The organism is Brachybacterium sp. GCM10030267 (assembly GCF_042666875.1).
Classification (GTDB): Bacteria; Actinomycetota; Actinomycetes; order Actinomycetales; family Dermabacteraceae; genus Brachybacterium.
The window spans coordinates 175,413-196,937 of sequence record NZ_JBHTCX010000003.1; the positions used below are offsets into that span (position 1 = coordinate 175,413).

General features: G+C 69.7%; 19 protein-coding genes. 7 read left to right on the forward strand and 12 right to left on the reverse strand.

Annotation, left to right across the window (positions count from 1 at the left end; translation table 11 throughout):
* Position 1: 1 nt before the first annotated feature.
* On the forward strand, positions 2-751 hold the full coding sequence (locus tag ACFQS2_RS03295) for a GntR family transcriptional regulator (protein WP_377792725.1): 750 nt from the start codon (positions 2-4) through the stop codon (positions 749-751).
* Here the strand turns inward: ACFQS2_RS03295 and ACFQS2_RS03300 are convergent.
* Positions 702-1,412 (reverse strand): sugar isomerase domain-containing protein, encoded by a 711-nt coding sequence (locus ACFQS2_RS03300; RefSeq protein WP_377019744.1) that lies wholly within the window; start codon positions 1,410-1,412, stop codon positions 702-704. The two genes, ACFQS2_RS03295 and ACFQS2_RS03300, sit on opposite strands and share 50 nt — an antisense overlap.
* Positions 1,409-3,313: a PTS transporter subunit IIC gene (locus ACFQS2_RS03305; protein ID WP_377019743.1), complete on the reverse strand. Its 1,905-nt coding sequence runs from the start codon at positions 3,311-3,313 to the stop codon at positions 1,409-1,411. Before ACFQS2_RS03305 ends, ACFQS2_RS03300 begins: the two co-directional genes overlap by 4 nt.
* A 547-nt stretch (positions 3,314-3,860) precedes the next feature.
* On the opposite strand from ACFQS2_RS03305, the gene ACFQS2_RS03310 reads away from it, so the two are divergent.
* The 4 genes from ACFQS2_RS03310 to ACFQS2_RS03325 are packed head-to-tail and all read left to right on the forward strand — an operon-like array spanning position 3,861 to position 7,553.
* Entirely contained in the window at positions 3,861-4,838 is a 978-nt protein-coding gene (locus ACFQS2_RS03310; protein WP_377019742.1) for an ABC transporter permease, read from the forward strand.
* The gene (locus tag ACFQS2_RS03315) at positions 4,835-5,797 is read left to right on the forward strand and encodes a carbohydrate ABC transporter permease (protein WP_377792726.1); all 963 of its coding nucleotides are present in this window, start codon (positions 4,835-4,837) and stop codon (positions 5,795-5,797) included. Before ACFQS2_RS03310 ends, ACFQS2_RS03315 begins: the two co-directional genes overlap by 4 nt.
* Positions 5,794-5,925, forward strand: coding sequence for a hypothetical protein (locus ACFQS2_RS03320; RefSeq protein WP_377792727.1), 132 nt, complete (start codon positions 5,794-5,796; stop codon positions 5,923-5,925). Before ACFQS2_RS03315 ends, ACFQS2_RS03320 begins: the two co-directional genes overlap by 4 nt.
* The gene (locus ACFQS2_RS03325) at positions 5,922-7,553 is read left to right on the forward strand and encodes an extracellular solute-binding protein (RefSeq protein ID WP_377792728.1); all 1,632 of its coding nucleotides are present in this window, start codon (positions 5,922-5,924) and stop codon (positions 7,551-7,553) included. Before ACFQS2_RS03320 ends, ACFQS2_RS03325 begins: the two co-directional genes overlap by 4 nt.
* Positions 7,554-7,584: 31 nt before the next feature.
* Here the strand turns inward: ACFQS2_RS03325 and ACFQS2_RS03330 are convergent, their stop codons facing one another.
* Positions 7,585-10,029 (reverse strand): PEP/pyruvate-binding domain-containing protein, encoded by a 2,445-nt coding sequence (locus ACFQS2_RS03330; protein WP_377792729.1) that lies wholly within the window; start codon positions 10,027-10,029, stop codon positions 7,585-7,587.
* Positions 10,030-10,281: 252 nt separating this feature from the next.
* Here ACFQS2_RS03330 and ACFQS2_RS03335 point away from each other — a divergent pair, with 252 nt between their 5' ends.
* Together ACFQS2_RS03335 and ACFQS2_RS03340 are read left to right on the forward strand one after the other, a co-directional pair.
* The gene (locus tag ACFQS2_RS03335; RefSeq protein WP_377792730.1) at positions 10,282-11,247 is read left to right on the forward strand and encodes an ABC transporter ATP-binding protein; all 966 of its coding nucleotides are present in this window, start codon (positions 10,282-10,284) and stop codon (positions 11,245-11,247) included.
* On the forward strand, positions 11,244-11,987 hold the full coding sequence (locus ACFQS2_RS03340; protein WP_377792731.1) for an ABC transporter permease: 744 nt from the start codon (positions 11,244-11,246) through the stop codon (positions 11,985-11,987). Before ACFQS2_RS03335 ends, ACFQS2_RS03340 begins: the two co-directional genes overlap by 4 nt.
* A gap of 15 nt (positions 11,988-12,002) precedes the next feature.
* Here ACFQS2_RS03340 and ACFQS2_RS03345 read toward each other — a convergent pair whose 3' ends face one another.
* The 9 genes from ACFQS2_RS03345 to ACFQS2_RS03385 form a co-directional block, all read right to left on the reverse strand.
* Positions 12,003-12,623, reverse strand: a complete 621-nt coding sequence (locus ACFQS2_RS03345; protein ID WP_377792732.1) for a dihydrofolate reductase family protein — start codon at positions 12,621-12,623, stop codon at positions 12,003-12,005.
* Entirely contained in the window at positions 12,623-13,129 is a 507-nt protein-coding gene (locus tag ACFQS2_RS03350; protein ID WP_377792733.1) for an SRPBCC family protein, read from the reverse strand. The genes ACFQS2_RS03345 and ACFQS2_RS03350 overlap by 1 nt, the downstream gene beginning before the upstream one ends.
* A 3-nt stretch (positions 13,130-13,132) precedes the next feature.
* Positions 13,133-13,474, reverse strand: coding sequence for an ArsR/SmtB family transcription factor (locus ACFQS2_RS03355; RefSeq protein ID WP_377792735.1), 342 nt, complete (start codon positions 13,472-13,474; stop codon positions 13,133-13,135).
* Positions 13,475-13,602: 128 nt separating this feature from the next.
* On the reverse strand, positions 13,603-14,682 hold the full coding sequence (locus ACFQS2_RS03360; RefSeq protein ID WP_377792737.1) for a PQQ-dependent sugar dehydrogenase: 1,080 nt from the start codon (positions 14,680-14,682) through the stop codon (positions 13,603-13,605).
* A 247-nt stretch (positions 14,683-14,929) separates the two neighbouring features.
* Positions 14,930-15,673 (reverse strand): GolD/DthD family dehydrogenase, encoded by a 744-nt coding sequence (locus tag ACFQS2_RS03365; RefSeq protein ID WP_377792738.1) that lies wholly within the window; start codon positions 15,671-15,673, stop codon positions 14,930-14,932.
* A gap of 44 nt (positions 15,674-15,717) precedes the next feature.
* Positions 15,718-17,505, reverse strand: coding sequence for a dihydroxyacetone kinase family protein (locus tag ACFQS2_RS03370; RefSeq protein ID WP_377792739.1), 1,788 nt, complete (start codon positions 17,503-17,505; stop codon positions 15,718-15,720).
* Between the two features lie 7 nt (positions 17,506-17,512).
* A complete protein-coding gene (locus tag ACFQS2_RS03375) occupies positions 17,513-18,568 on the reverse strand; it encodes a substrate-binding domain-containing protein (protein ID WP_377792740.1) in 1,056 nt (351 codons plus the stop codon).
* A gap of 120 nt (positions 18,569-18,688) precedes the next feature.
* Positions 18,689-19,684, reverse strand: coding sequence for an ABC transporter permease (locus tag ACFQS2_RS03380; RefSeq protein WP_377792741.1), 996 nt, complete (start codon positions 19,682-19,684; stop codon positions 18,689-18,691).
* Positions 19,681-21,276, reverse strand: coding sequence for a sugar ABC transporter ATP-binding protein (locus ACFQS2_RS03385; RefSeq protein WP_377792742.1), 1,596 nt, complete (start codon positions 21,274-21,276; stop codon positions 19,681-19,683). The genes ACFQS2_RS03380 and ACFQS2_RS03385 overlap by 4 nt, the downstream gene beginning before the upstream one ends.
* Positions 21,277-21,525 lie beyond the last annotated feature (249 nt).

The following is a 21,525-nucleotide window of genomic DNA, read 5'->3' on the forward strand; positions in this document are numbered from 1 at the left end:
CATGACCGACCGATCCAAGTTCCGCGCCCTGGTGGAGGAGCTGCGCGCTCAGATCGAGGCGCTGCCCGTCGGCACCTCCGTGCCCAGCGAGCGGGCGCTCGCGGCCGAGAGCGGCGTCTCGCGGATGACGGCACGCCGCGCGCTGGATGAGCTGACGCGGGAAGGCCGGCTGGTGCGTGAGGTGGGCCGGGGCTCGTTCGTCGCACGCCCCGCGGTGAATCTGCCCCTGCATCTGACGGGGTTCACCGAGGACATGGCCGCCCGCGGCATCCGCGCGGGCTCGCGGGTGCTCAGCCTTGTCGAGGCGCCTGCCGACCCCTTCACGGCGGAGGCCCTCGGCCTCGGCGACGGCGCCCCGGTGGTGCGGCTGGACCGCGTGCGCCTGGCCGACGAGCGGCCGATGGCCATCGAGCGCACCGCGCTGGATGCGAGCGTCGTCCCGGGATTGGCCGAGGTCGACTTCTCGACCCAGTCGCTGTACAGCGTGCTGGAGTCCCGCTACGGCGTGCGGTTCGACGCCGGCGAGCAGACGATCCGCGCGGCGATCATCCGCCCCGAGGACGCCGACGAGCTCGGGGTCGAGCGGGGCTCGGCGGCGCTCGAGTTCGTGCGTGTCTCCGGCCGCGGCGGGCAGGCGATCGAGCGCACCGTCTCGACCTACCCCGGCGACCGTTTCGAGCTCTCCGCGCAGATCGCGCCGGTCACAGCTCAGGAATCCGGGGGGCGAAGCGCTCTACGAGTGCGGCGTTGAACTCATCGGTCCCGGCCACGTTCGCGCTCTTCCACCGCGGCACCTCCGGGGCGATGGTGTCGATCCGCCGCAGGATCGCCGTCCACAGCGAAGCCGTCACCAGGGTCGAGGCGGGCGCAGTGACGGGCTCCGACGGCGGCCAGGTCACATCCCCCGCCGGCACCTGCGTGTCCAGGACGATGTCGGAGAGCTCGAACAGCCGGCCCTCGGCGCGCTGGGGCGCGGTGCGGCTCGCCTGGACGGAGGTCATGGCGATGACGGTGGCGCCGGCCCGTCGGCCCTGCTGCGCGATCTCCACCGGATAGGGGTTCACGCCGGAGTTGGAGAAGATCAGCACGGTGTCCTGCGAGCCAACCCCGGCGCGTTCGGCCACGGCCTGACCGAGCCCCGCCTCCCGTTCGGCGGCGGTCGAGGCGCGGGCCCCGGCCAGCGGCAGCACTCGCTGATCCCACAGGGGCCGGACGAAAGCAAGGCCCCCGGCCCGGAAGAACGTCTCCATGACCGCGGCGAGGGAATGCCCCGCCCCGGCGGCGTACAGCAAGCCGCCGTCCCGGCCCGAGGCGGCGACGGCCTGCGCAGATGCCTCGATCCCGTCCCGGTTGTCCTCGACCACGCGGGTGAGCATGCTCGTGAGGTCGTCGATCATCGGGTCCTCGCTCATCGCCATCCTTCTTTCTGCAGCGCCTCGGAGATGCGGCTCTCGACGTGGTCGACGTCGACGAAGTTCTCGATCGGGACCATCACCGGGGCGATGTCGCCGAGCTCCTGGAGGTAGCTCTGCTGGGCGACGACGATGTCGGGGTGCTCACCGCGGGCGGAGCCGACGTCGGTGTGGCGCATCGTCGCCTCGATCCCCATGCGGTCCAGCGCTTTCTCGGCCGTGGTGCGCAGGATGAGGCTCGAGCCCATGCCCGCCCCGCACACGGCGAGGACGTCCAGCGGGCCGGAGGGCGCGGTGGGTGTGGGCGCGGAGGCCGACGGGCTGGTCGCGGCGTCGGCCCTCGGAGCGGCGTCACCGTCGGCCGTCGGGGCGGCGCCACCGTCGGCCGTCGCGGTCCGCCCCTCCGCCGCGGCGGTCGCACCGACCGTGGCGGGCTCGCCGCGGTGGCTCTGCGGGGCGTCGGTGCCGGTCGAATCGGTGCCGGTCGGGTCGGCACCGGTGGAAGCGGTGGCCTCGGCCGGGGCGCGGCGGCCCAGGGCGACGAGGATCGCGATGGTCACCAGGAGTGTGACGGCGGCCAGCACCCAGATCGCCCAGGTTCCCAGTGGCGAGAGCAAGGCGCCGAGGCCGATCAGTGCCCAGCCCACCGCGTACCAGTCGGCGTCGGCCAGCGTGGCGATTTCCGGCGCGGTGCCCGCGTACAGGCCCCAGCCGATGGCCTGGCCGATCGCGAGCACGATGCCGTTGAGGACGCCGCCGAAGATGGCGCCGCGCCAGCCGGCGACCGCGTTGCCGAACACGCCGCCGGCGCCGCCACCGAAGAACAGCATGATCATCGGCGGGACGAGGACGAACCAGCCGGTGGCGGCGAAGATCAGCATCAGTGCCAGGAACACCACGGTCGAGACGAGGAAACCGATCATCACGGCGGTGGGGGCGCGGGTGAAGGCCACCGGCAGGTCCAGGGCGGGCTTCGTGCCCGGCAGTGCCTTCTCCGAGAGCCCCTTGAAGGCGGGGACGATCTCGGCGAGGAACATGCGCACGCCGAACAGCAGGATCGCGATGCCCGCGGCGAAGCGCAGCGCCTGCAGCACGGCCCAGACCCACGGCAGCAGGGTCTCATCGCCCATCTGTTCCGCGACCACGCCGGAATCGGCGAACAGGATCGCCACCAGCATGATCACGCCGATGATCGTGGCGGTGGAGACGTTGATGTCCTTGAAGAACGAGACCGGCTTGGGCAGGCGCACCCGCTCGGAGTCATGCTGCTCAGGGTCGCCGAGCCTCAGGGCGCGCGCCCCGTACCCGGAGGCCACGGCGATCAGGGAGTCGGTGTGGCCCAGGCCCACCTCGTCATCGCCCATCACCTTGCGCATCAGCGGGCGGGTCCACAGCGGCTGGAGGACCCAGTAGCAGCCGATGAGGATCGAGCCGACTCCGGCCAGCACCCAGCGGTTGACGTCGCCGAAGGCCTCCACCAGCGACGCGGAGATCACCACGGACATCCAGTACATGAGGTGTCCGGTGAGGTAGACGAACCGAGCGGCGGGGAAGATCCGCACCAGTGCCAGGTGGACCACGAAGCCGCCGGCGATGATCAGCGGCACGACCGAGCCGGCGCCGGCGGTGAAGTCGGCGAGGGTGGAGGTGGCCTCCGGCGGGTCCAGGCCCATGGCGCTGGAGACGATGGCCTGGAAGCTTGACAGTCCCCCGGTGAAGATCTCCACGCCGATGTTGAGGATGACCACGCCGATGGTGGCGCGCAGCGCCCCGGCGACGACCTCGTCGAACGGCTTGCGCTGCAGGATCAGGCCGACCAGCGCGATGAGCCCGATGAGGATGGAGACCTGGGCGAAGAGATTGTCGGTGATGACGCGTATGACGTCTTCGAAGGTGTTCATGGGCGCGCTCGCTCCTGGACGACGGGGCGGCAGGCGATGCCGCCACTTGATCCGGAAATGGTATAGCCCACTTGGGGTGGTGGCAACGGGGCGGCTCGGCGCGACGGTGCCCGGCAGGGCGAGCATGGATCACGGCGACGGGAACGCGGGGGCCGTCGTGCCGCGACCCGGAACTCGCCAGCCGATGACTCCCGGCAGGCCGCCACCTCCGCCACATGCGCACGATCCGAAGACACGAATATTCTCGCCGGGTAAGCGAATTCCCAGCTCAGCAAGCCCCCAGAGATTCCATCGATGACCTGCCGACGCACCCGTCGAGCGCCTCTCCGTGCTATCCGCGACCCCGCCAGACGCCCGTGAGGCAACTTCTGGCAACCCGTCGAACACCATGCTCTTCTCACGTAGGAAATGCCGTGCTTCACATCACAGCACCGCCCCGGAGCGCAAAGGAGCCGCTCACGGGAGGCACCTTCGGCACGATCACCCGAGACGACAGCAGGGTGCACGCGCCTCCCACGACGACATCTCATCGAGGAGAACGTCCGCCATGGCCGTCATCGAGAACCAGGCCCCGCCCCGCGAGGCCTCATCACCTCCGCTGGAGCGAAGATCCAAACCCACCCTGTGGCGCCGCATCCTGCGCGACCGCATGGTGCTGGTGCTCGCCGTACCCGGCATGCTGCTGCTGATCGGTTTCCAGTACTACCCGCTATTGGGCAACGTCATCGCCTTCCAGGACTACCAGCCCTACCTAGGAATCCGCGAGAGCCTCTGGGTGGGATTCCAGAACTTCGAGATCCTGGTCTCGGGCGACCCCGCGTTCCTGAATGCGCTACGCAACACCTTGATTCTCACGCTGATCCAGTCGGTGCTGATCTTCCCGCTGCCGGTGGTCCTCGCCCTGCTGCTGAACAGCCTGATGTCCAACAAGATGCGCCAGATCGTGCAGTCGATCCTGTACCTGCCTCACTTCTTGTCCTGGGTGATCGTGGTCGCGATCTTCCAGCAGATGCTGGGCGGTTCCGGCCTGATCAACAACGTGCTGCGTTCGCACGGGCTGGCGACGCTGGACATCATCGGCAACGCCGACATCTTCAAGGTGCTGCTGACTTCACAGGTGATCTGGAAGGACACCGGCTGGGCCACGATTCTCTTCCTGGCCGTGCTCTCGGGCATCGACAAGGCGCTGTACGAGGCCGCGGCGGTCGATGGGGCCTCGCGCTTCCGGCAGATGTGGCACGTGACGCTGCCGGGCCTGCGCCCCATCGTGATCCTGCTGTTCATCCTCCAGCTGGGCAACTCCCTGACCGTCGGGTTCGAACAGATCATCCTGCAGCAGCAGGCGGTGGGGATCGACGCCAGCGAAGTGCTCGATACCTACGTCTACAACGAAGGCATCGCCGGCGGCCAGTGGGGTCCTGCTGCCGCCGTGGGCCTGGTCAAGAGCGCGCTGGGCCTGTGTCTGGTCCTGGCCGCCAACAAGGTCGCCCACGCCTTCGGCGAGGAAGGGGTCTACAAGGCATGACCGCCGATACCCGCATCCCTGACAGCCCCGATACCTCCGGTGCGCCCCCGCGCACCCCCGCTCGCGCCCAGGTGCGACGCCGCAGCCTGCAGGACACCGCGAGCCCGCTCGAGAAGGCGCTCAAGGCCGTCGTACTCACGGTCATCTGCGCCCTGGTGATCATCCCCTTCATCGGGATCGTCTCCACTTCGGTGGCCCCGGCCGATCAGGTCACTGAATCCGGCGGCTTCGTGCTGCTGCCGCGCGAGATCGACCTGACGGCATACCGTTCGATCCTCTCCGGCGGCGTGGTGGCGCGCTCCCTGGTGATCTCCATCGGTATCACCGCCGTCGGCACCTTCATCAGCCTCGCGCTGACCGCCATGCTGGCCTGGGCCCTGTCCCGCCGCGGCACCGTGGGCAATCGCCCGATGCTGCTGCTGGTTCTGATCAGCCTGCTGTTCTCCCCCGGCCTGATCCCGACCTACCTGGCCGTCCGCCAGTTCGGGCTGATCGATTCCTATTGGGCGCTGATCCTGCCGACGGCCGTCAGCGCGTTCAACGTGATCGTGGTGCGCTCGTTCTTCGCGAGCCTGCCCCAGGAGTTGATCGACGCCGCGAAGATCGATGGCGCCTCGGAGTGGCAGATCTTCCGCCGGATCGGCCTGCCGCTCTCCCGTGCGGCGCTGGCCGTAATCGGGCTGTTCTACGGCGTGAACTACTGGAACGCCTTCTTCAGCGCCCTGCTCTACCTCAACGACGCCGCGAAGTGGCCGCTGCAGATGGTGCTGCGCACCTACGTGGTCAACGGCACCGAGATGGGTACCACCGAGATGGGCACCGTGATGGAGGCTGCACCTCCGCAGACCACGATCCAGATGGCGATCCTGGTGATCTCCATCGTGCCGATCCTGTGCGTGTACCCGTTCCTGCAGCGCCATTTCGCCAAGGGCGTGCTGACCGGGGCGGTGAAGGGATGACCGACTCGTCGATGCCGCCCGGCGCCCCCGCAGCGCGCACACTCCCCGACCGCTACCGTTCCCATTCGGGCCGCACCGTCCTCGCGCCGGCCCGTCGGCCGCTGACCGACCCGGAGGCCCTGCGATGACCGCACCCACCCGACGCTCTCTTCTCACGGCCGGCACCCTCGGAGGGGCCGGCGTCCTCGCAGCCTGCAGCAACGAGGGCCGCGGGGGCATTCCCGCAGAATTCGCCAATGCGCCGGTCGAGCTGCCCGACCACATCCCGTTCGAGGGCGCCACGCCGGATCTTCCCGGTGACGCGGAGTCCGGCCTGATGGACGGGTACTTCGAATACCCGGCCGAGCCACGGGTCGCGACGTCCGGAACTCCCGGTGATGGCAAGGAGATCGCGTCACTGGTGCGCACCGACTCCCCGGTCCCGCCGTCGGTCTCCCGCAACGCGTTCTGGCAGGAGTTGAATTCGAGACTCGGCTCGGATCTGCGACTGAACATCGTTCCGGGCCCGGACTGGGAGCAGAAGTTCGCCACGATCGTCGCCGGAGATTCGCTCCCCGACCTGTTCTGCGTCGACAGCGGCACCCCGCAGCTGCCCCAGTTCATCGACGCCTCGGCCGTGGATCTCACCCCGCACCTGTCCGGCACCAAGATCGCCGACTACCCGTTCCTGGCGAACATCCCCACTGAGACGTGGAGGCCGACGGCGCTGAACGGGAAGATCATGGGCGTGCCGATCCCTCGTGGGGTGATGAGCACGTTTATCCTCTACAAGCGCCAGGACCTGCTGGAGGCCAAGGGGATCACCGAGGACCCCAACGACTTCGAGGAGTTCCTGGATCTGTGCAAGGAGCTCACCGCACCGCAGGAGAACGTGTGGGCGCTGGGTTCCGTGCCGCTGGATCTCATCCGTCAGATGCTCGGCATTCCGAACACCTGGATGGAGCAGGACGGTTCGCTGATCAGGAACTTCGAGCACGAGGCGCAGCGGGAAGCCCTGGAGGCCGCGCGGCGCCTGGTCGAAGCCGGTGTGCTGAACCCGGACACGTTCGCCGCGCAGGGCAACGATGTGAAGAACTGGTTCGGTTCGGGGCGCAGCTACTTCACCTGGGACACCTTCTCGGCGTGGCCGCAGTTCCACCGCGAGCAGACCTCCGGCGAGGACTTCGCGATGGCGGCGATGCGCACGCCCGACTACGACGGCACGGGCGGGACCGCCTGTTCCTGGCTGTCCAATCCCACCTACGGGATCTCGGCGATCCGGAAGGACGCCGAGGACCGGGTCGAGACATTGCTCAGCGTGCTGAACTGGCTGGCGGCCCCGTTCGGGACGGAGGAGTACCTGTTCCGGGTGTACGGCAGCGCGGGCGTGCACTATGACCTCGACGGGACCGACCCGGTCCTCACCCAGCGCGGGACCAGTGAGACCCCGCTCGGCTTCCGCTATCTCACCGATGCGCCGTGGCCGATCTACGTGCCCGGCAATCCGCAGTCCACGCAGAACTGGTACGACGGCCAGAAGGTCGCCGTGGGGTATGGCTCCGCAAACCCGACGCTGGGACTCTATTCGGAGACCGACACCGAGCGCGGTGGAGCCATTACAGGCCGCATCGACGACCTCACCAGCGACATCCTGCAGGGCCGTAAACCCGTCGACGCCTGGCCTGACGGCGTGAAGACCTGGAAGGCCGAGGGCGGGGACCAGATCCGCGACGAGCTCGAGCAGGCGATGGCGGATCGGAAGGGGTCGCTGGACTGACGCCGCCAGGTCGGGTGCTCTCGTCCGGAGATCACCTGCTCTCGTCGCCGCCGGTCTCCTCATCCTCGACCCTCACCAGCCCGCTCGCCCCGTCGATCGTGATCAGCTGCCCGGTGCGGATCGCCGACGTCGCGTCCTTCACGCAGATCACGGCGGGGATGCCGTATTCGCGGGCGACGGTGGGGCCGTGGGCCATGGTGGCACCGGTCTCGGTGACCAGGCCCGCGGCCGTGAGGAACAGCGGGGTCCAGCCCGGGTCCGTGGTGGGCGCGACGAGGATCTCCCCGGGCTCGACCCGCGCCCCGTGCGGGTCGCGGATCACGCGGGCCCGGCCCGTCGCGGTCCCCGCGGCGGCGCCGATGCCGGTCAGTCCCTCGGCGTTCTCGGGCACGGGGAGGGTGGCCTCGACATCGGTGCCGTCGGACAGGAGCACCACGGGCACGTGGCGCCGTCGCAGCTCCCGCCGGTGGGTGGCGCGGCGGGCGGCGGCCAGCTCCCGCTGGTCGGTGCCGGTCTCCGCGGCGGCGCGGACCTCCTCCCGGTCGAGGAACATGATGTCCCCCGCCTCGGTCAACAGCCCCTGCCCGGCGAGGATCTCGCCTGCCGCGAGCAGTTCCTGGCGCACCCGGTCCAGGGCGTACAGCCACAGGAACTTGGGCAGTTCGCGCAGCCCGATGAGCGCTCGGGTCCGCCGCAGCAGGAATGCGATCAGCGGCGCCAGCGGTGCGCGCCGCCGGCGGGCCCGCGCAACCAGCTCCTCGATCGCGGCCTCGCCCTCGGTGGCGGCTCGGCGGAAGCGCACGTCGGGCGCCTGATGGGGATCGCTCTGGCGCAGGTAGTTGGTCAGGGCGTCGAAGACGGGGGCGGGGTTCTCGGCCCAGCGGGGCACGCCGACGTCGATCTCGGCGGCGGAGCGGTGACCGTACGCGGCCAGGAATCCCTCCAGCCCGATGTCCGGCAAGGAGCCCTCGCGGTACCGCGAGACCAACTGCGCGACAGGGGTCTCGGTCAGCAGCTGCCGATGCTCCGTCGCCTCGGCCGCGATCTGCCACAGCCTCAGATCCATCTCGGTGGTGACGTTGTGCGGGGCGCCGCGGACGACCGCGGAGACCTCGCTCTCGGTGGCGAGGCCGTGCAGCAGCACCGTCGCAAGGCCCTGGCAGCCCATCGCCGCCCACAGAGGGTTCAGAGCATCGAGCATGGGGCCGGACAGCACGTCGAAGTGGACCTCCTCGGCAACGGCGAGGTGCTCCTGCGCCGTCGTCACGTCGGACGGGGCCCGGCATGAGGCACGCACCGCCGGAGCGGAGGCCAGGACTCGCCGGCGTTCAGCCTCGGGCCGACGCAGAGCGCTGATGATGCCGCGCAGCATCGGCGGCCCGGTGCGTGCCACCACCCGCGCGAGAGTGCCGACCGGGATCCGCAGACGCCGCGGGGTGAACCGGGGATCCTCGAGGACCTTCTCGACGGCGGCGACGACCCGCGGCCCGTAGAGGGCCATCGACTCGGGCAGCTGCCGGCGGATGCCCGGGGCGCGGACGAAGCCGGTCAGGTCCACGAACAGCCGGCCGCCGATGATGGTCAGCAGGGAGGAGACATCCGCGCCCTTCGCCCCGAACATCTCGAACCATTGCCGGGAGACCTGGAGCATCACCGAGGCGCCCATCGGGGTCATCGGCTGCAGCATGCCCTGCATGTGCCCGGTCTCCATGTACACCCGCAGCTCGCCGCCGGCAGTCTCCGGCACGGGGAAGAGGCTGGTGACGGCGCGGGACTGGAGCAGCCAGAGGGTGCCGCCGTCGTCGAGCGCCCACTCGATGTCCTGCGGCGATCCGGCATGCTCCTGGATGCGGCGGCCGACGGACTGCAGCTCGGTGAGCTGGGCGCGGTCGAGGCACCCGCCCGGGTGCAGCGGGATCTGCTCGCCCAGCACGTAGTGGTCGGCCTCGATGCTGCCGTCGACCACGCCGGATCCGCGACCGGGGGCCGCATCGATCACCATCTCGCCGCGGGCGCCGGTGATCGGGTTGGCGGTGAACAGCACTCCCGCGGCCCGCGGTTCGACCATGGTCTGGACGACGACAGCCATCTGCGCCTCGGCGACGTCGTTCGCCTCCCGGTAGGCGCGGGCCCTGGCGGTCTCCAGCGATTCCCAGCAGGTCTCGATCGCGGCAACCAGGTCATCCAGCCCGCGCACGCCGAGGATCGTGTCCTGCTGCCCGGCGAAGCTGGCCCACGGGAGATCCTCGGCGGTGGCGCTGGAGCGCACCGCGACGGGCACCTCGCCGCCGAGCTCGGCGTAGGCGGCCGCGACCTCCTCCCGCGGAACGGTGCCGGCCTGATAGGCCTGCGTGGTCAGGCAGAACCCGTCCGGGACGCGCTGACCGGCGGCGATCAGCATGGCCAGCCCGGCGGCCTTGCCCCCGATCCGCTCCGTGTCGCCGGGGTCGAGGTCGGCCAATGGGATCACGGTCATGGCGCATCCTCCTCGGTGCCCTCGCCCGCCCTCGCCCGCGGAGGACCACCGCATCCTTGCCGATCGCGGCCGAGGTGTCCGGACATACGACACCTGGGCCGCCCCGGGGGTCAAGGGATATCGGCGGGATGATTGACCGCCGGCACGGGGACCAGCATCCGCCCTGAACCGCTGTCGCATCCACTGATCGGTTGACCCCGTCGCCGCCGGTTGCCGGATCCGCGAGCGCCTCGCAGCCTCCACGCTGAGGACATGCACGCAGAACCGACCCCGCGCGAGCCGGCCGTCGTCGACGGGCCGGCAGTCGTCGTCGAGGGACTCCGCAAGACCTACGGCGACAAGGTCGCCGTCGAGGACGTCAGCTTCACGGTGGCCCAGGGCGAGATCTTCGGCATCCTCGGCCCCAACGGCGCCGGCAAGACCACCACCGTCGAGGCCATCGCCGGGCTGCGCAGCAGCGACGCCGGCAGCATCCGGGTGCTGGGCATCGATCCGTGGACGCAGCATGATCGCCTCGCCCGGGTGCTGGGCATCCAGCTGCAGGAGAGCAAGCTCCAGCCCAAGATCACCGTGCGCGAAGCCCTGCGGCTGTGGTCCACCTTCTACGACGATCCCGCGCCGTGGCAGGACCTGGCCGAGCGAGTGGGCATGAGCGAGCACCTGGACCGGCGTTTCGCCACGCTCAGCGGCGGCCAACAGCAGCGCCTGTCCGTGGCGCTGGCGCTGGTCGGCCGGCCGGAGGTGGCGATCCTGGATGAGCTCAGCACCGGCCTGGACCCGCGGGCCCGACGGGAGGTGTGGGACATGGTGCGCGGCCTGCGCGACAGCGGCGTGACCATCCTCCTGGTCACCCACGCCATGGACGAGGCCCAACAGCTGTGCGACCGGATCGCCATCTTCCAGCACGGGCGCCTGGCCGCACTGGACACGCCCGACGGCCTGATCAGCGCGACCGCGGCGGCCACGGTCACCTCCTTCCGGGCCGACGATCCCGTGGACCTGGAGGCACTGCGGGATCTGCCCGACGTCGCCGCCGTCCAGACCGACGCCGGACGCATCCTCGTCCACGGTCAAGAAGGCGTGGCCCTGTCGGTGGTGCGCCACCTCGAGCAGGCCGGCGTCACCCCGCGGCAGCTGCGAGTGGTCGACGGATCGCTGGATTCGGCCTACCTCGACCTGACCGACGAACAGCCGCATCGCGCCGAGGAGCCCGCATGACGTCCGCATCCGCCGCCCTGATCCGCAACGAGGCACGCCTGTATCTGCGTGAGCCCATGGCCTGGTTCTGGGTGATCGCCTTCCCCACTCTCCTGCTCATCGTCCTGGGCTTCATCCCCACGTTCCGGGAAGCCGATGCGGATCTCGGCGGGCAGACGGTCATCGGGCTCTACGTCTCCATCTGCATCCTGCTGTCGATGGTCATGGTCGGAGCCACCGCCATGCCGATGACGCTGATCGAGTACCGCTCCAGCAGGATCCTGCGCCGGCTGCGCACCACACCGGTCAGCCCCCTCACGATCCTCGGTGCGCAGGCTGTCGTGTTCGGCGTCTCCGTGGCGATCGCGGCCGCGCTGTGCCTGACAGTGGGCCGGCTCGCCTATGGCGCTCCGCTGCCGCAGCACCTGCTGGGCTGGCTGGTGACGTTCATATTGGCGCTGGCGGCGATGCTGGCCACCGGCGGCGTGATCACGGCGCTGACGCCCAACGCCTCCGTGGGCAATGTGGTCAGCATGATGGTCATGCTGCCCACGATGTTCACCACCGGGGTGTGGTTCCCCGTCCAGACGATGCCGCAGACGCTGCAGACGATCGTGCACTGGACGCCGATGGGCGCCGCGACCGAGGCGCTCAACCAGGCGACGATGGGTGCCTTTCCCGATGCCCTGTATCTGCTGGTGGTGGCGGGGTGGACGCTCGTTCTGTCCATCGTCGCCGTGCGCACCTTCCGGTGGGAGTGAGTGGCTGACTCCGCGTCACCTCACGTGCACGTCATAGTAGAGATGCGTGGTCCGGGTCGAGGATTCGGTCCCGGTCTGCTCCAGACGCACACGACTGTCCTCCACGCCCTCGAACAGACGAACCCCCGACCCGAACAGCACGGGCGAGATCGCTACGTGGAACTTGTCGATCAATCCGGCATTCAGATACTCCACGATCGTCGTGCCGCCACCCGCGACGCGGACGTCTCGACTGCCCGCCGCCAGGCGGGCATGATCCAGGGCGGATTCGATCCCGTCGCCCACGAAGTGGAATGTCGTCCCGCCCGGTCGTTCCCACGGCTCGCGCTCTTCGTGCGTCACCACGAATACCGGCGTATGGAACGGCGCCTGTTCCGGCCACATCTGCTCGCCGGCGTCGAACATGCGCTTGCCCATCACGCTCGCACCGGTGCGCTCGAACGTCTCGGTCACGATGTCGTTGTCGCGCCCCTCCTCGCCGCCCTTTCCGAGCCCGAGATTCTCTCGGAAGTGGCGCTGGCGAAAGACCCACTGCTGCAGCTCCATCCACTGCGTGCCCATCAACTCCTCGGGCGAGTCGGGGGCGATGAATCCGTCCAGCGACATCGACACACTGAAGAACACCTTCCCGGCCATCAGCCCTCAGCCCCCTTGCGGACGAGCTCGGCGGCGTAGGCAGCGAGGTTGCCCAACGTCTGCTGACCAGCCTCGACCGCGCCGTGCTTCTCGATCGCCTCGTCGCGCAGCTCCTCGGTCGGGAACACCGCGAGCATCTCGACCCGGGTCGCTGACCCGTCGGTCTCGAACGTGAGGACCGATTCGAACACATTCGGGTCGTCGCGGTGCTCGCCGTGGAGCATCGTGATCCGCTCCGACGGGACGATCTCCGTCCACTGGATCCATTCCTGGTAGTCCGTCCCGTCCGGACCGTGCATCACGAAGTCCCACACACCACCGACACGGAACTCGAAAGCCCGCGTGGTCGTGGTGAACCCTTCCGGCCCCCACCACTGCGCCAAGTGGCGCGTCTCGGTGAATGCCTCGTAGACCAGCTCTCGCGGGGCATCGATGACCCGCGAGACGACAATCTCGCGGTTCGCCGTCTCGTCCCGTTCCGACCTTCCGGATCCCATGGAGTTCATGAGCTACTCATCCTGCCTCTCGTGTTTGAGTTCCTGCACGTACGCATCGAGCCGCTCGAAGCTCTCGCTCCAGAACTGCTCGAAGCCCCCGGTCCATTCATGGACTGCCTTCAACCCATGGGCATCCAGGCCGTACACGCGCTGCTTGCCGTCCCGGCGATCGCGGACCAGCCCGACGTCTCGGAGCACGCGAAGGTGCTTCGAGGTCCCCGGCTGCGGCAGGTCCAGTTCGTGCGACAGTTCGGAGACCGGCCGCTCACCTCCCCGTAGAAGCACGAGGATCTGGCGACGCCGAGGTTCAGCGATCGCATTGAAGACGTCCGACGTGGTCGCTGCTCGTGCCATGACTCCCATCATATTCCTATATAGGAATATGACAACCCCGTGCGATCTGCACGGGTGTGGAAGGGGCGCCCTGCGCGGCGCGTGGCACCCGGGTCAGGCGTCAGGCATCAGGCGTCAGGCGTCAGGCGTCAGGCGTCAGGCGTCAGGCGCAGGATGCGGTCGTCTCTCTCGCCGGGATCGCCCCGCCCGTCGGTGTTATTGGTCAGCACCCACAGCGAGTCATCAGGGGCCACCACCACGTCACGCAACCGGCCAGCGCCCTCAGTCAGCAGCTCGCGGGAATCCTCGGGGGCGGCCAGCGGGACCACGCGCAGGCGCTGACCGCGGAGATTGGCAAGGTACAGGTTTCCACCGCTGATCGCGATGCCGCTGGGGCTCGCCTCGTCCGGCGACCACTGCTGGATCGGGTCGCGGTAGCCCTCTTGCTCAGCTATCCCTTCGGTCGCAGGCCAGCCGTAGTTCCCGCCGGGCTCGATGATGTTCAGCTCGTCCCAGGTGTCCTGGCCGAACTCGCTGGCGTACATCGTGCCGTCCTCGGCCCAGGCGATCCCCTGCGGGTTGCGGTGCCCGTAGCTGTAGACGAGGGAACCGGGCAGCGGGTTGTCCTCCGGCACTCCTCCGTCGGGCGTCATCCGCAGGATCTTCCCGCTGAGGGCGTCGACGTCCTGGGCGCTGTCGCGGTCCGAGGCGTCGCCAGTGGTCGCGTACAGCATCCCGTCGGGCCCGAACGCGAGCCGGCCGCCGTTGTGGACCTGGGCCGACGGGATGCCGCCGAGCACGGTCGATGCCTCTCCGAGCCCGAGACCGCCGGGCTCTCCGGCCAGCGGGCGGCGCTCGATGCGGTTCCCGTCCGAGGCGGTGAAGTACATGTACAGCTCGCCCTCGTGCGCCGCAAGGCCGAGCAGCCCGCCCTCCCCTACGGCGACGACGGGGTCGATGACACCGACCTCGCGCGGGGTGCCGTCCGTGGCGAGCTCGAGGATGCGGCCGGAGTCGCGTTCGCTGACGAGAGCGGTCTCGCCGGCGAAGGTGATAGACCACGGGGCCTCGAGGCCGGTGGTGACGAGCTCGGCGGGTCCGGGGGATTTCTCTCGGGACGCAGTGCTGCTGCCCACACCCGGCCCGTCAGCGGTCCCAGTGCATGCTCCCACCAGTGCACCGACGGCGAACACACCGCCGAGCACACCGATCTGGCGTCGTGTGGTCACAACGGCCCCTCCCGGTGGACGAGGTCATGCATCTCCCACGGTAGATCGTGCTCACATCCGAGGTCGGCTGCATGCGCCGGTCGGCGCTCCCTCATCACGGCAAGGCAGCGCCCGCGGCCTTCAGGGCGCTGTGTACGAGACTCCCGGTGGCGGCAATGTCAGCGCCGTGTGCGCAGGCTTGCCACTCGGCGGCACGACGGTCCGTCCCGCAGCGTCGAACTCGACTCCGACCCCGAGCAGCAGGGGGTCACACGGTCGTGAAGCCCCCGTCCATGAGGTAGTTGCTGCCGCTGATCATGGCGGCGTCGTCCCCGGCGATGAACGCGATCAGCGCCGCGACCTCCTCGGGCTGGGCGAAGCGCCCCACCGGGATCGCGGCCTTCGCCTTCTCGCCACGCTCCCCGGCCCACGCCGCCTTGCCGAGCGGTGTCTCGACGACCGTCGGGGAGACGGCGTTGACGGTCACGCCGTGGCGCGCCCATTCGAGGGAGAGGGTGTGGGTCAGCCCGACCACCGCAGCCTTGCTCGCGGAGTATGCGGCGTGCTGGTCCAGTCCAATCACGGCGGCCTGCGAGGCCAAGTTGATGATGCGGCCCTTTCCCGCTTCGATCATCACCTTGCCGGCGGCCTGCGCCATGTAGAAGGTGCCGCTGAGGTTGACGTCCAGAGTCAGCTGCCAGCGCTCCGCCGGGACACCCACGGCTGGGTCCAATAGCGCGACCCCGGCGGAGTTGACCAGGATGTACGGTGTGCCGACCTCGCGGACCGTCTCCTCGATCACCCGGCCGGCCGCCGCAGCATCGGTGAGGTCGGCGACGATCCCGTGATGCCGTCCGCCCGGCATGTCGGCGAGCATCTCGCCGATGTCGGGGTTCAGGTCGACCCCCACGATTCGGGCACCGCGCTCGGCGAGGTGCCCGGCGACGGTGTGGCCGATTCCGCTAGCAGCTCCGGTGATGACGGCGATCCTGCCCTCGAATGTGCGCTCCATGGTCGCTCCTTCTCTCGTTCTCTCGATGTCTTCGGATCGATCGTTCAGCGGTGCACCGGGGAGGTCCCGGCCTCGGTTTCGTCCCCTTCGGGCACGGGAGCGGAGAGCTCCTTCGCCTCGCGGGGGTGCTCGTGCTGCGCCATGTCCTCGGCGAGCGCCTCGACGAGGAGCGCGAAGGACTGCGCCCCGGCGTCCGGCGTGCCGAGGCTCTTCTCGGCGAGGGGACGGGCCCGGCCCTTGCGAGGCAGAAGGCCCTCGGTCGCATCGGCCGCGAAGCGCGCGGCCCGGCCGGCCGCGCTCCACGCCGCGGGAAGGCTCATGCCCGACCAGACGGAGTCATGCAGGCTCCGGTGAAACGGCACGGCCGCGTCGATCAGGGTCTTGTCGCCGACCTCCGCGCGGCCGAGTTCCTGCAGGGCCTGCACGAAGGCGCCGACGGCCTCGGCGATGTCCTGACCGGTGTAGGCCTCGCGCGCATCGCCGAGAGACTGGCCGGCCGCCTCGAGCCCGGCTCCCCAGAGCACGCCCGAGGTGCCGCCCGCCTCGGCGGCCCATGCCCTGCCGGCTGCCCTCAGCGTCCAGGCCGGGCCGGCGTCTGTCAGCGAGTTCGCTGCCTGCACGGCGGCGCCGGCTCCCTTGACCATCCCGCGACCGTGATCGCCGTCGCCGGCCACGGCGTCGATCCGGCCCAGCTCGTCCTCGTTCCGGCGCAGCACCTCCAGCATCCGGGAGAGTCCTGACGCGACGTGCGCGGAGAGCCGGGCACCGGCCACGGACGGCTGCGGCGCCTGGGCTGCCGAATCGGGAGCGGCGCCGATCTCGACCGGTCGCAGGGCCGCGAGCGGGGAGGCCTGCTTCCGGTAGGCGGGGGTGTAGGCATCCGCGCCCCACCAGCGCTCAAGGTCCCCGTCGAGCCACGTGAGGGTCAGGGAGCAGCCGCCCATGTCGAGACTTGTCACCAGCTCCCCGACCTCGGGCTGGACGGGGGTGAGCTCGCGTGCCTCCAGCAGCCGGCGCACCTCGCCCCACAGCAGGAACAGTTCCTCGTGTTTCGTCGTGCCCAGGCCGTTGACGATCACGGCGACGCGAGTGGACTCCGTACGGGGCCGCGCGGCGAGCACCCCGTCGACCATCATCGCGGCGAGCTCGGAGGCGGGGGCGATCGGGGCGTCGCGGATACCCGGCTCGCCGTGGATGCCGAGGCCCACGCCCATCGTCCTGCGCGGCACGGTGAACAAGGGCTCCTCGGCCCCCGGCATGGTGCACCCGGAGAAGGCGACGCCGAAGGTGCGGGTGGCGGCATTCGCGGCGCGTCCCGCCTGCTCGACGGCGTCGATGTGCGCCCCGGTGTCGGCGGCGGCTCCGAGTGCCTTGAACACGACGAAGTCGCCGGCGATCCCGCGCCGCTCCACCTCCACGGCCGAGGAGGCGACGTCGTCGGTGACCAGCACGATCCGGGCATCGATGCCCTCGCGGCGCAGCCGCTCGGCGGCGATACCGAAGTTCATCACGTCCCCGGCGTAGTTGCCGAAGGTGAGGATCACGCCGCGCCCCTGGTCGGCGGCCTTGGCGACCGAGTAGACCTGTGCGGCCGAGGGTGAGGTGAAGATGTTGCCCACCACGGCTCCGGCGGCGAAGCCGGGGCCCACCAGGCCTGCGAAGGCCGGGTAGTGGCCGGAGCCGCCACCGGCGACGACGGCGACCACGGGATCCGGGCCGCGATGGCTCACGACGCCGCCGGGGACGGCGCGCAGCCGGTCGGCGTAGAGGGAGGCGAAGCCCTCGAGCTGCTGATCGACGAAGTCGGCGGGCTCGTTGTGCACCCTGGTCATCGCCGGCTCAGCGCTCCTGCCCGGGCAGGCCCTCGTAGGCGATGTCCCCGGAGGCGAGATTCTCGTCGATGAGGTCCGGCAGCTCCTCCATGAAGGACTCCCGCTCGGTGACGACGTTCTCCATGACGGCATCGACGTTCTCGGAGGTCACGGCGGGCATCGTGTAGACGGGCGCGGTGGGGACGTCCTCGCCGCGGGCGATCCCGGCGGCGACGGCGAGCCCTGCGGCCAGCTCGACGGTTCCGTGCTGCAGGGAGGTGCCGATCATGTCGCCGGCCCTGACCGCTTCGAGTCCGTCCTCGATGCCGTCGATGCCCACCACGGGAATGCCGTCCATCCCGGCCTCCCGCAGCGCCTGGATGGCGCCGAGGGCCATGTCGTCGTTCTGGGAGATCACGCCGGTGATCTCGTCGCCGAAGGCGGAGATCCAGTTCTTCATCTGATTGACCGCCTCGTCGCGGCTCCAGTTCGCGGTGTCCTGGGCGAGCACCGTGACGTCCGGGTTCTCCGCCAGGACGTTCTCGATCCCCTGGCCGCGGTCGAGCTGCGGGGACGAGCCCAGGGGGCCCTCGAGGATCACCACGGCGCCCTCCCCACCGAGCGCCTTTATCATCTGGGTGGCCTCCTGTTCCCCGGCGGCGACATCATCGGGCTGGACGCTCGCATCGACCTCCACCCCGGATAGCGCGGTGTTCACCGCGATGACCGGGATCTCGGCCGCATTGGCGGCCTGGACCTGGGGGCCCAGGGAATCCGCCTGGACGGGGACGATGATGATCGCGTCCAGGCCCGCGCTGACGTACTGGTCGACCTGGCTGGCCTGGGAGGAGACGTCTCCCCCGGCCGAGTTCCACTGCAGCTGGATGTCTCGGGCCGCGGCGAATGCCTCCATGCCCTCCCTGCCCTGCGTGATGAACGAGGACATGTCGTACACCGTCACGCCGACGGTGACGGAGTCCGCGCCGGCGCTACTGGGATCGCCTGCGCCGCAGCCGGTGGCGGCGAGGGTCGCGCCGACGGGCACCGCGGCGAGCATGAGGGTGGTGAAATTTCTGCGCTTCATCGGATTCTCCTTGAGAGAAGGCTGGCGGGTGGTGGGATCGGGGTCGGGGGTCGTGAGTGGCGGTGGGACCGGGTGCCCCCTGGACCGCCGGCGGCGGCGTGCACGGGGCGGGTCGGGAGGCTATGAGCGGTTGCGAGTGTTGGCCCAGACGTCGGCGGCGACGGCGGCGACGATGATCACGCCCTTGATGACGTCCTGCCAGTAGGCCGGGACCAGCAGGAGGTCCAGGCCGTTGTTGATGGTCTGGATGAGCAGCAGCCCGATCGCAGTGCCCCAGATGGTGCCGCGACCGCCCATGAGGCTGGCCCCGCCGATCACCACCGCGGCGATCGCGTCGAGCTCGTAGCCCTGCCCGAGGTTGGGCGAACCGGAGATGACACGGGAGGAGAGCATGAGCCCGGAGATCCCGGCGAGCAGACCGCTGATCGCGTAGACGCTGAAGAGGATCCCGCGCGAGCGCACCCCGGCGATCTCGGCGGCCAGCCGGTTGCCGCCGATCGCGTAGACCCGCAGGCCATAGGTGGTGCGACGCATGAGCAGGGCGAAGCCGATGATCGCTGCGATCATCAGGATCACGGGGATGGTCAGCCCGCCGATGCCCGTGTTCGCCCACATGCCGAACGAGGCCGGGAGTCCGTTGATCGGGGCACCGCCGCCGATGACGTAGGCGACGCCGGAGGCGAGGGTGAGCATGCCGAGGGTGACGATAAAGGGCGGGACGTTCAACCAGGCGACGACCACCCCGTTGGCGGCACCGGCCAGCAGCCCCGCGAACACGGCCGCCAGCAGCGGGAGGACCGGGTTGTCACCGAAAGCTTTCGCGGTCCAGGCGGCGGCCATGGCGCTGGCGGCGATGACGCTGCCGACGGACAGGTCGATGCCGCCGGTGAGGATCACCAAGGTCTGCCCGAGGGCGATGAGAGCGAACGGGGCCGCTGCGACGAGGATCGTCAGCAGGTTGTCCGGGGTGGCGAACCGCGCACTGCGATAAGCGAAGAACGCCACGATCCCCAGCATCACCACGATCATGATGTGGCGGATGAGGAAGTCGCGCACGATGGTCGCCCACCTGCCGGACGGAGAGACTGAGGTCGTGGCCGCGCTGTCGTGAGTCACTGGAGGTTCTCCTGGTGGGAGGTGAGATCGGTGGAGGGTGCGCCCGAGTCCGAGGAGTCCTCGAGACCGGAGGCGAGGCGGAAGATGGTCTCCTGCACGCCGGGGGCGTCCAGCTGCTCCCGGGAGAGCTCGCCGGCCACGGCCAAGCCGCGCATGACCAGTGCGCGGTGCGAGAGCGCGAGGATCTCGGGCATGTCGCTGGATGCCATGACGACCGCCATGCCCTGCGAGGCGAGATCGACGATGATGCGGTAGATCTCGCTGCGCGCTCCGACGTCGACTCCGCGCGTCGGCTCATCCAGCAGGAGCACATCGACCGTGCCCGTCAACCATCGGCCGAGGACGACCTTCTGCTGATTGCCGCCGGAGAGGTGCTCCATGCTCTGGCCGAGGCCCGCGGACTTCAGCCGCACCGACTGCATCGCGGATTCGATCGTGGTGCGCCGGCGGCTCTCGGAGAGCACGCCGAACCTGGAGAACGCGGCGATGCGGGGGAGGGTGGCGCTGTCGACAACGCTCATAGAGAGCACCGCGCCGGCACCCTTCCTGTCCTCAGGGACGATCGCCACGTTCCGGGCGATGGAGTGGCGCGGACTGCCGGGGCGCAGCACACGCCCGGCGATGCTCACCTGGCCGCCGGCGGGCCGACGCGACCCGTAGAGGCATTCGATCAGCTCGGTCCGGCCGGCCCCGACGAGCCCGGCCAGGCCCAGGATCTCCCCGCGACGGACCGTCACGGAAATCGGAGCGGTGTCGGGCTCCACCGCAAGGTCACGGACCTCGAGGACGGGCTCGGGCGTGTGCTCCGGGCGAGTGGGGAAGAGGTTCTCCAGCTCGCGCCCGATCATGGCGGTGACGATTTCGTCGTCGGTGATCCGCCCGATCGGGGAATCGGCGATGAGTCGGCCGTCGCGCAGCACGATCACGCGATCGGCCATGCTGCGCATCTCCTCCATCTTGTGGGTGGTGAATAGGATGGCCACGCCGCGATCGCGGCAGCTGCGCACGACCATCTCCAGTTGCGCGACCTCACGCTCGGCGATCGCACTGGTGGGCTCGTCCAGCAGCAGCACGCGGGCGCCGCGGCTGCTGGCCTTGATGATCTCGACGATCTGACGCACGCCGACGGGCAGCGGGCCCATCCGGACGGTGGGGTCGAGCTCGATCCCGAAATCTGCGAGCGCCTCCTGGGCACCGGCGATCATAGCGCGACGGTCCAGCAGACCGAGTGCGTTGCGCTCCTCGCGGCCGATGTAGAGGTTCTCGTAGACCGTCAGCTCAGGGATCGAGGCGAGCTCCTGCGGAACGATCGCCACCCCGAGGTCGTTGGCGGCTCGGGTACTGCCCGGGGTCAGCGCCCGGCCGCGCACCGTCACGGATCCTGCGTCAGGCGTGTACTGACCGGAGGCGATCTTCATGAGCGTGGATTTGCCCGCCCCGTTCTCCCCGGCCAGCGCGGTCACGCTGCCCGGCTCAAGGTGCAGATCGATCCCCTTCAGGACCGGGATGCCACCGAAGGACATCTCGATCTCCTCGCATCGCAGCATCGCGACGCCTGCCTCGGTATCCGTCTGCGTCTGCGTCTGCGACACGCTCAGCTCCTTCGCTCGAGGCCGCACCGGTTGCGACGAGTTCACCGTAGGACCGGCCGATCACAGCCTGCAAGCACCTCTGCTCACATGAGCAGAATGGACGGACGTACCCGAGGGCGCTCAAGCGAGCAGGAGGTGGTCGCCGCCCCGGGCCGTGCCCGGCTGCGGCGGGAACCGCAGGAACCCTGTTCGGATCGCCGCCGGGCTCAGGCAGGGTCCGCAGCGCGCCCTGTTCGGACGGCCGTCGGA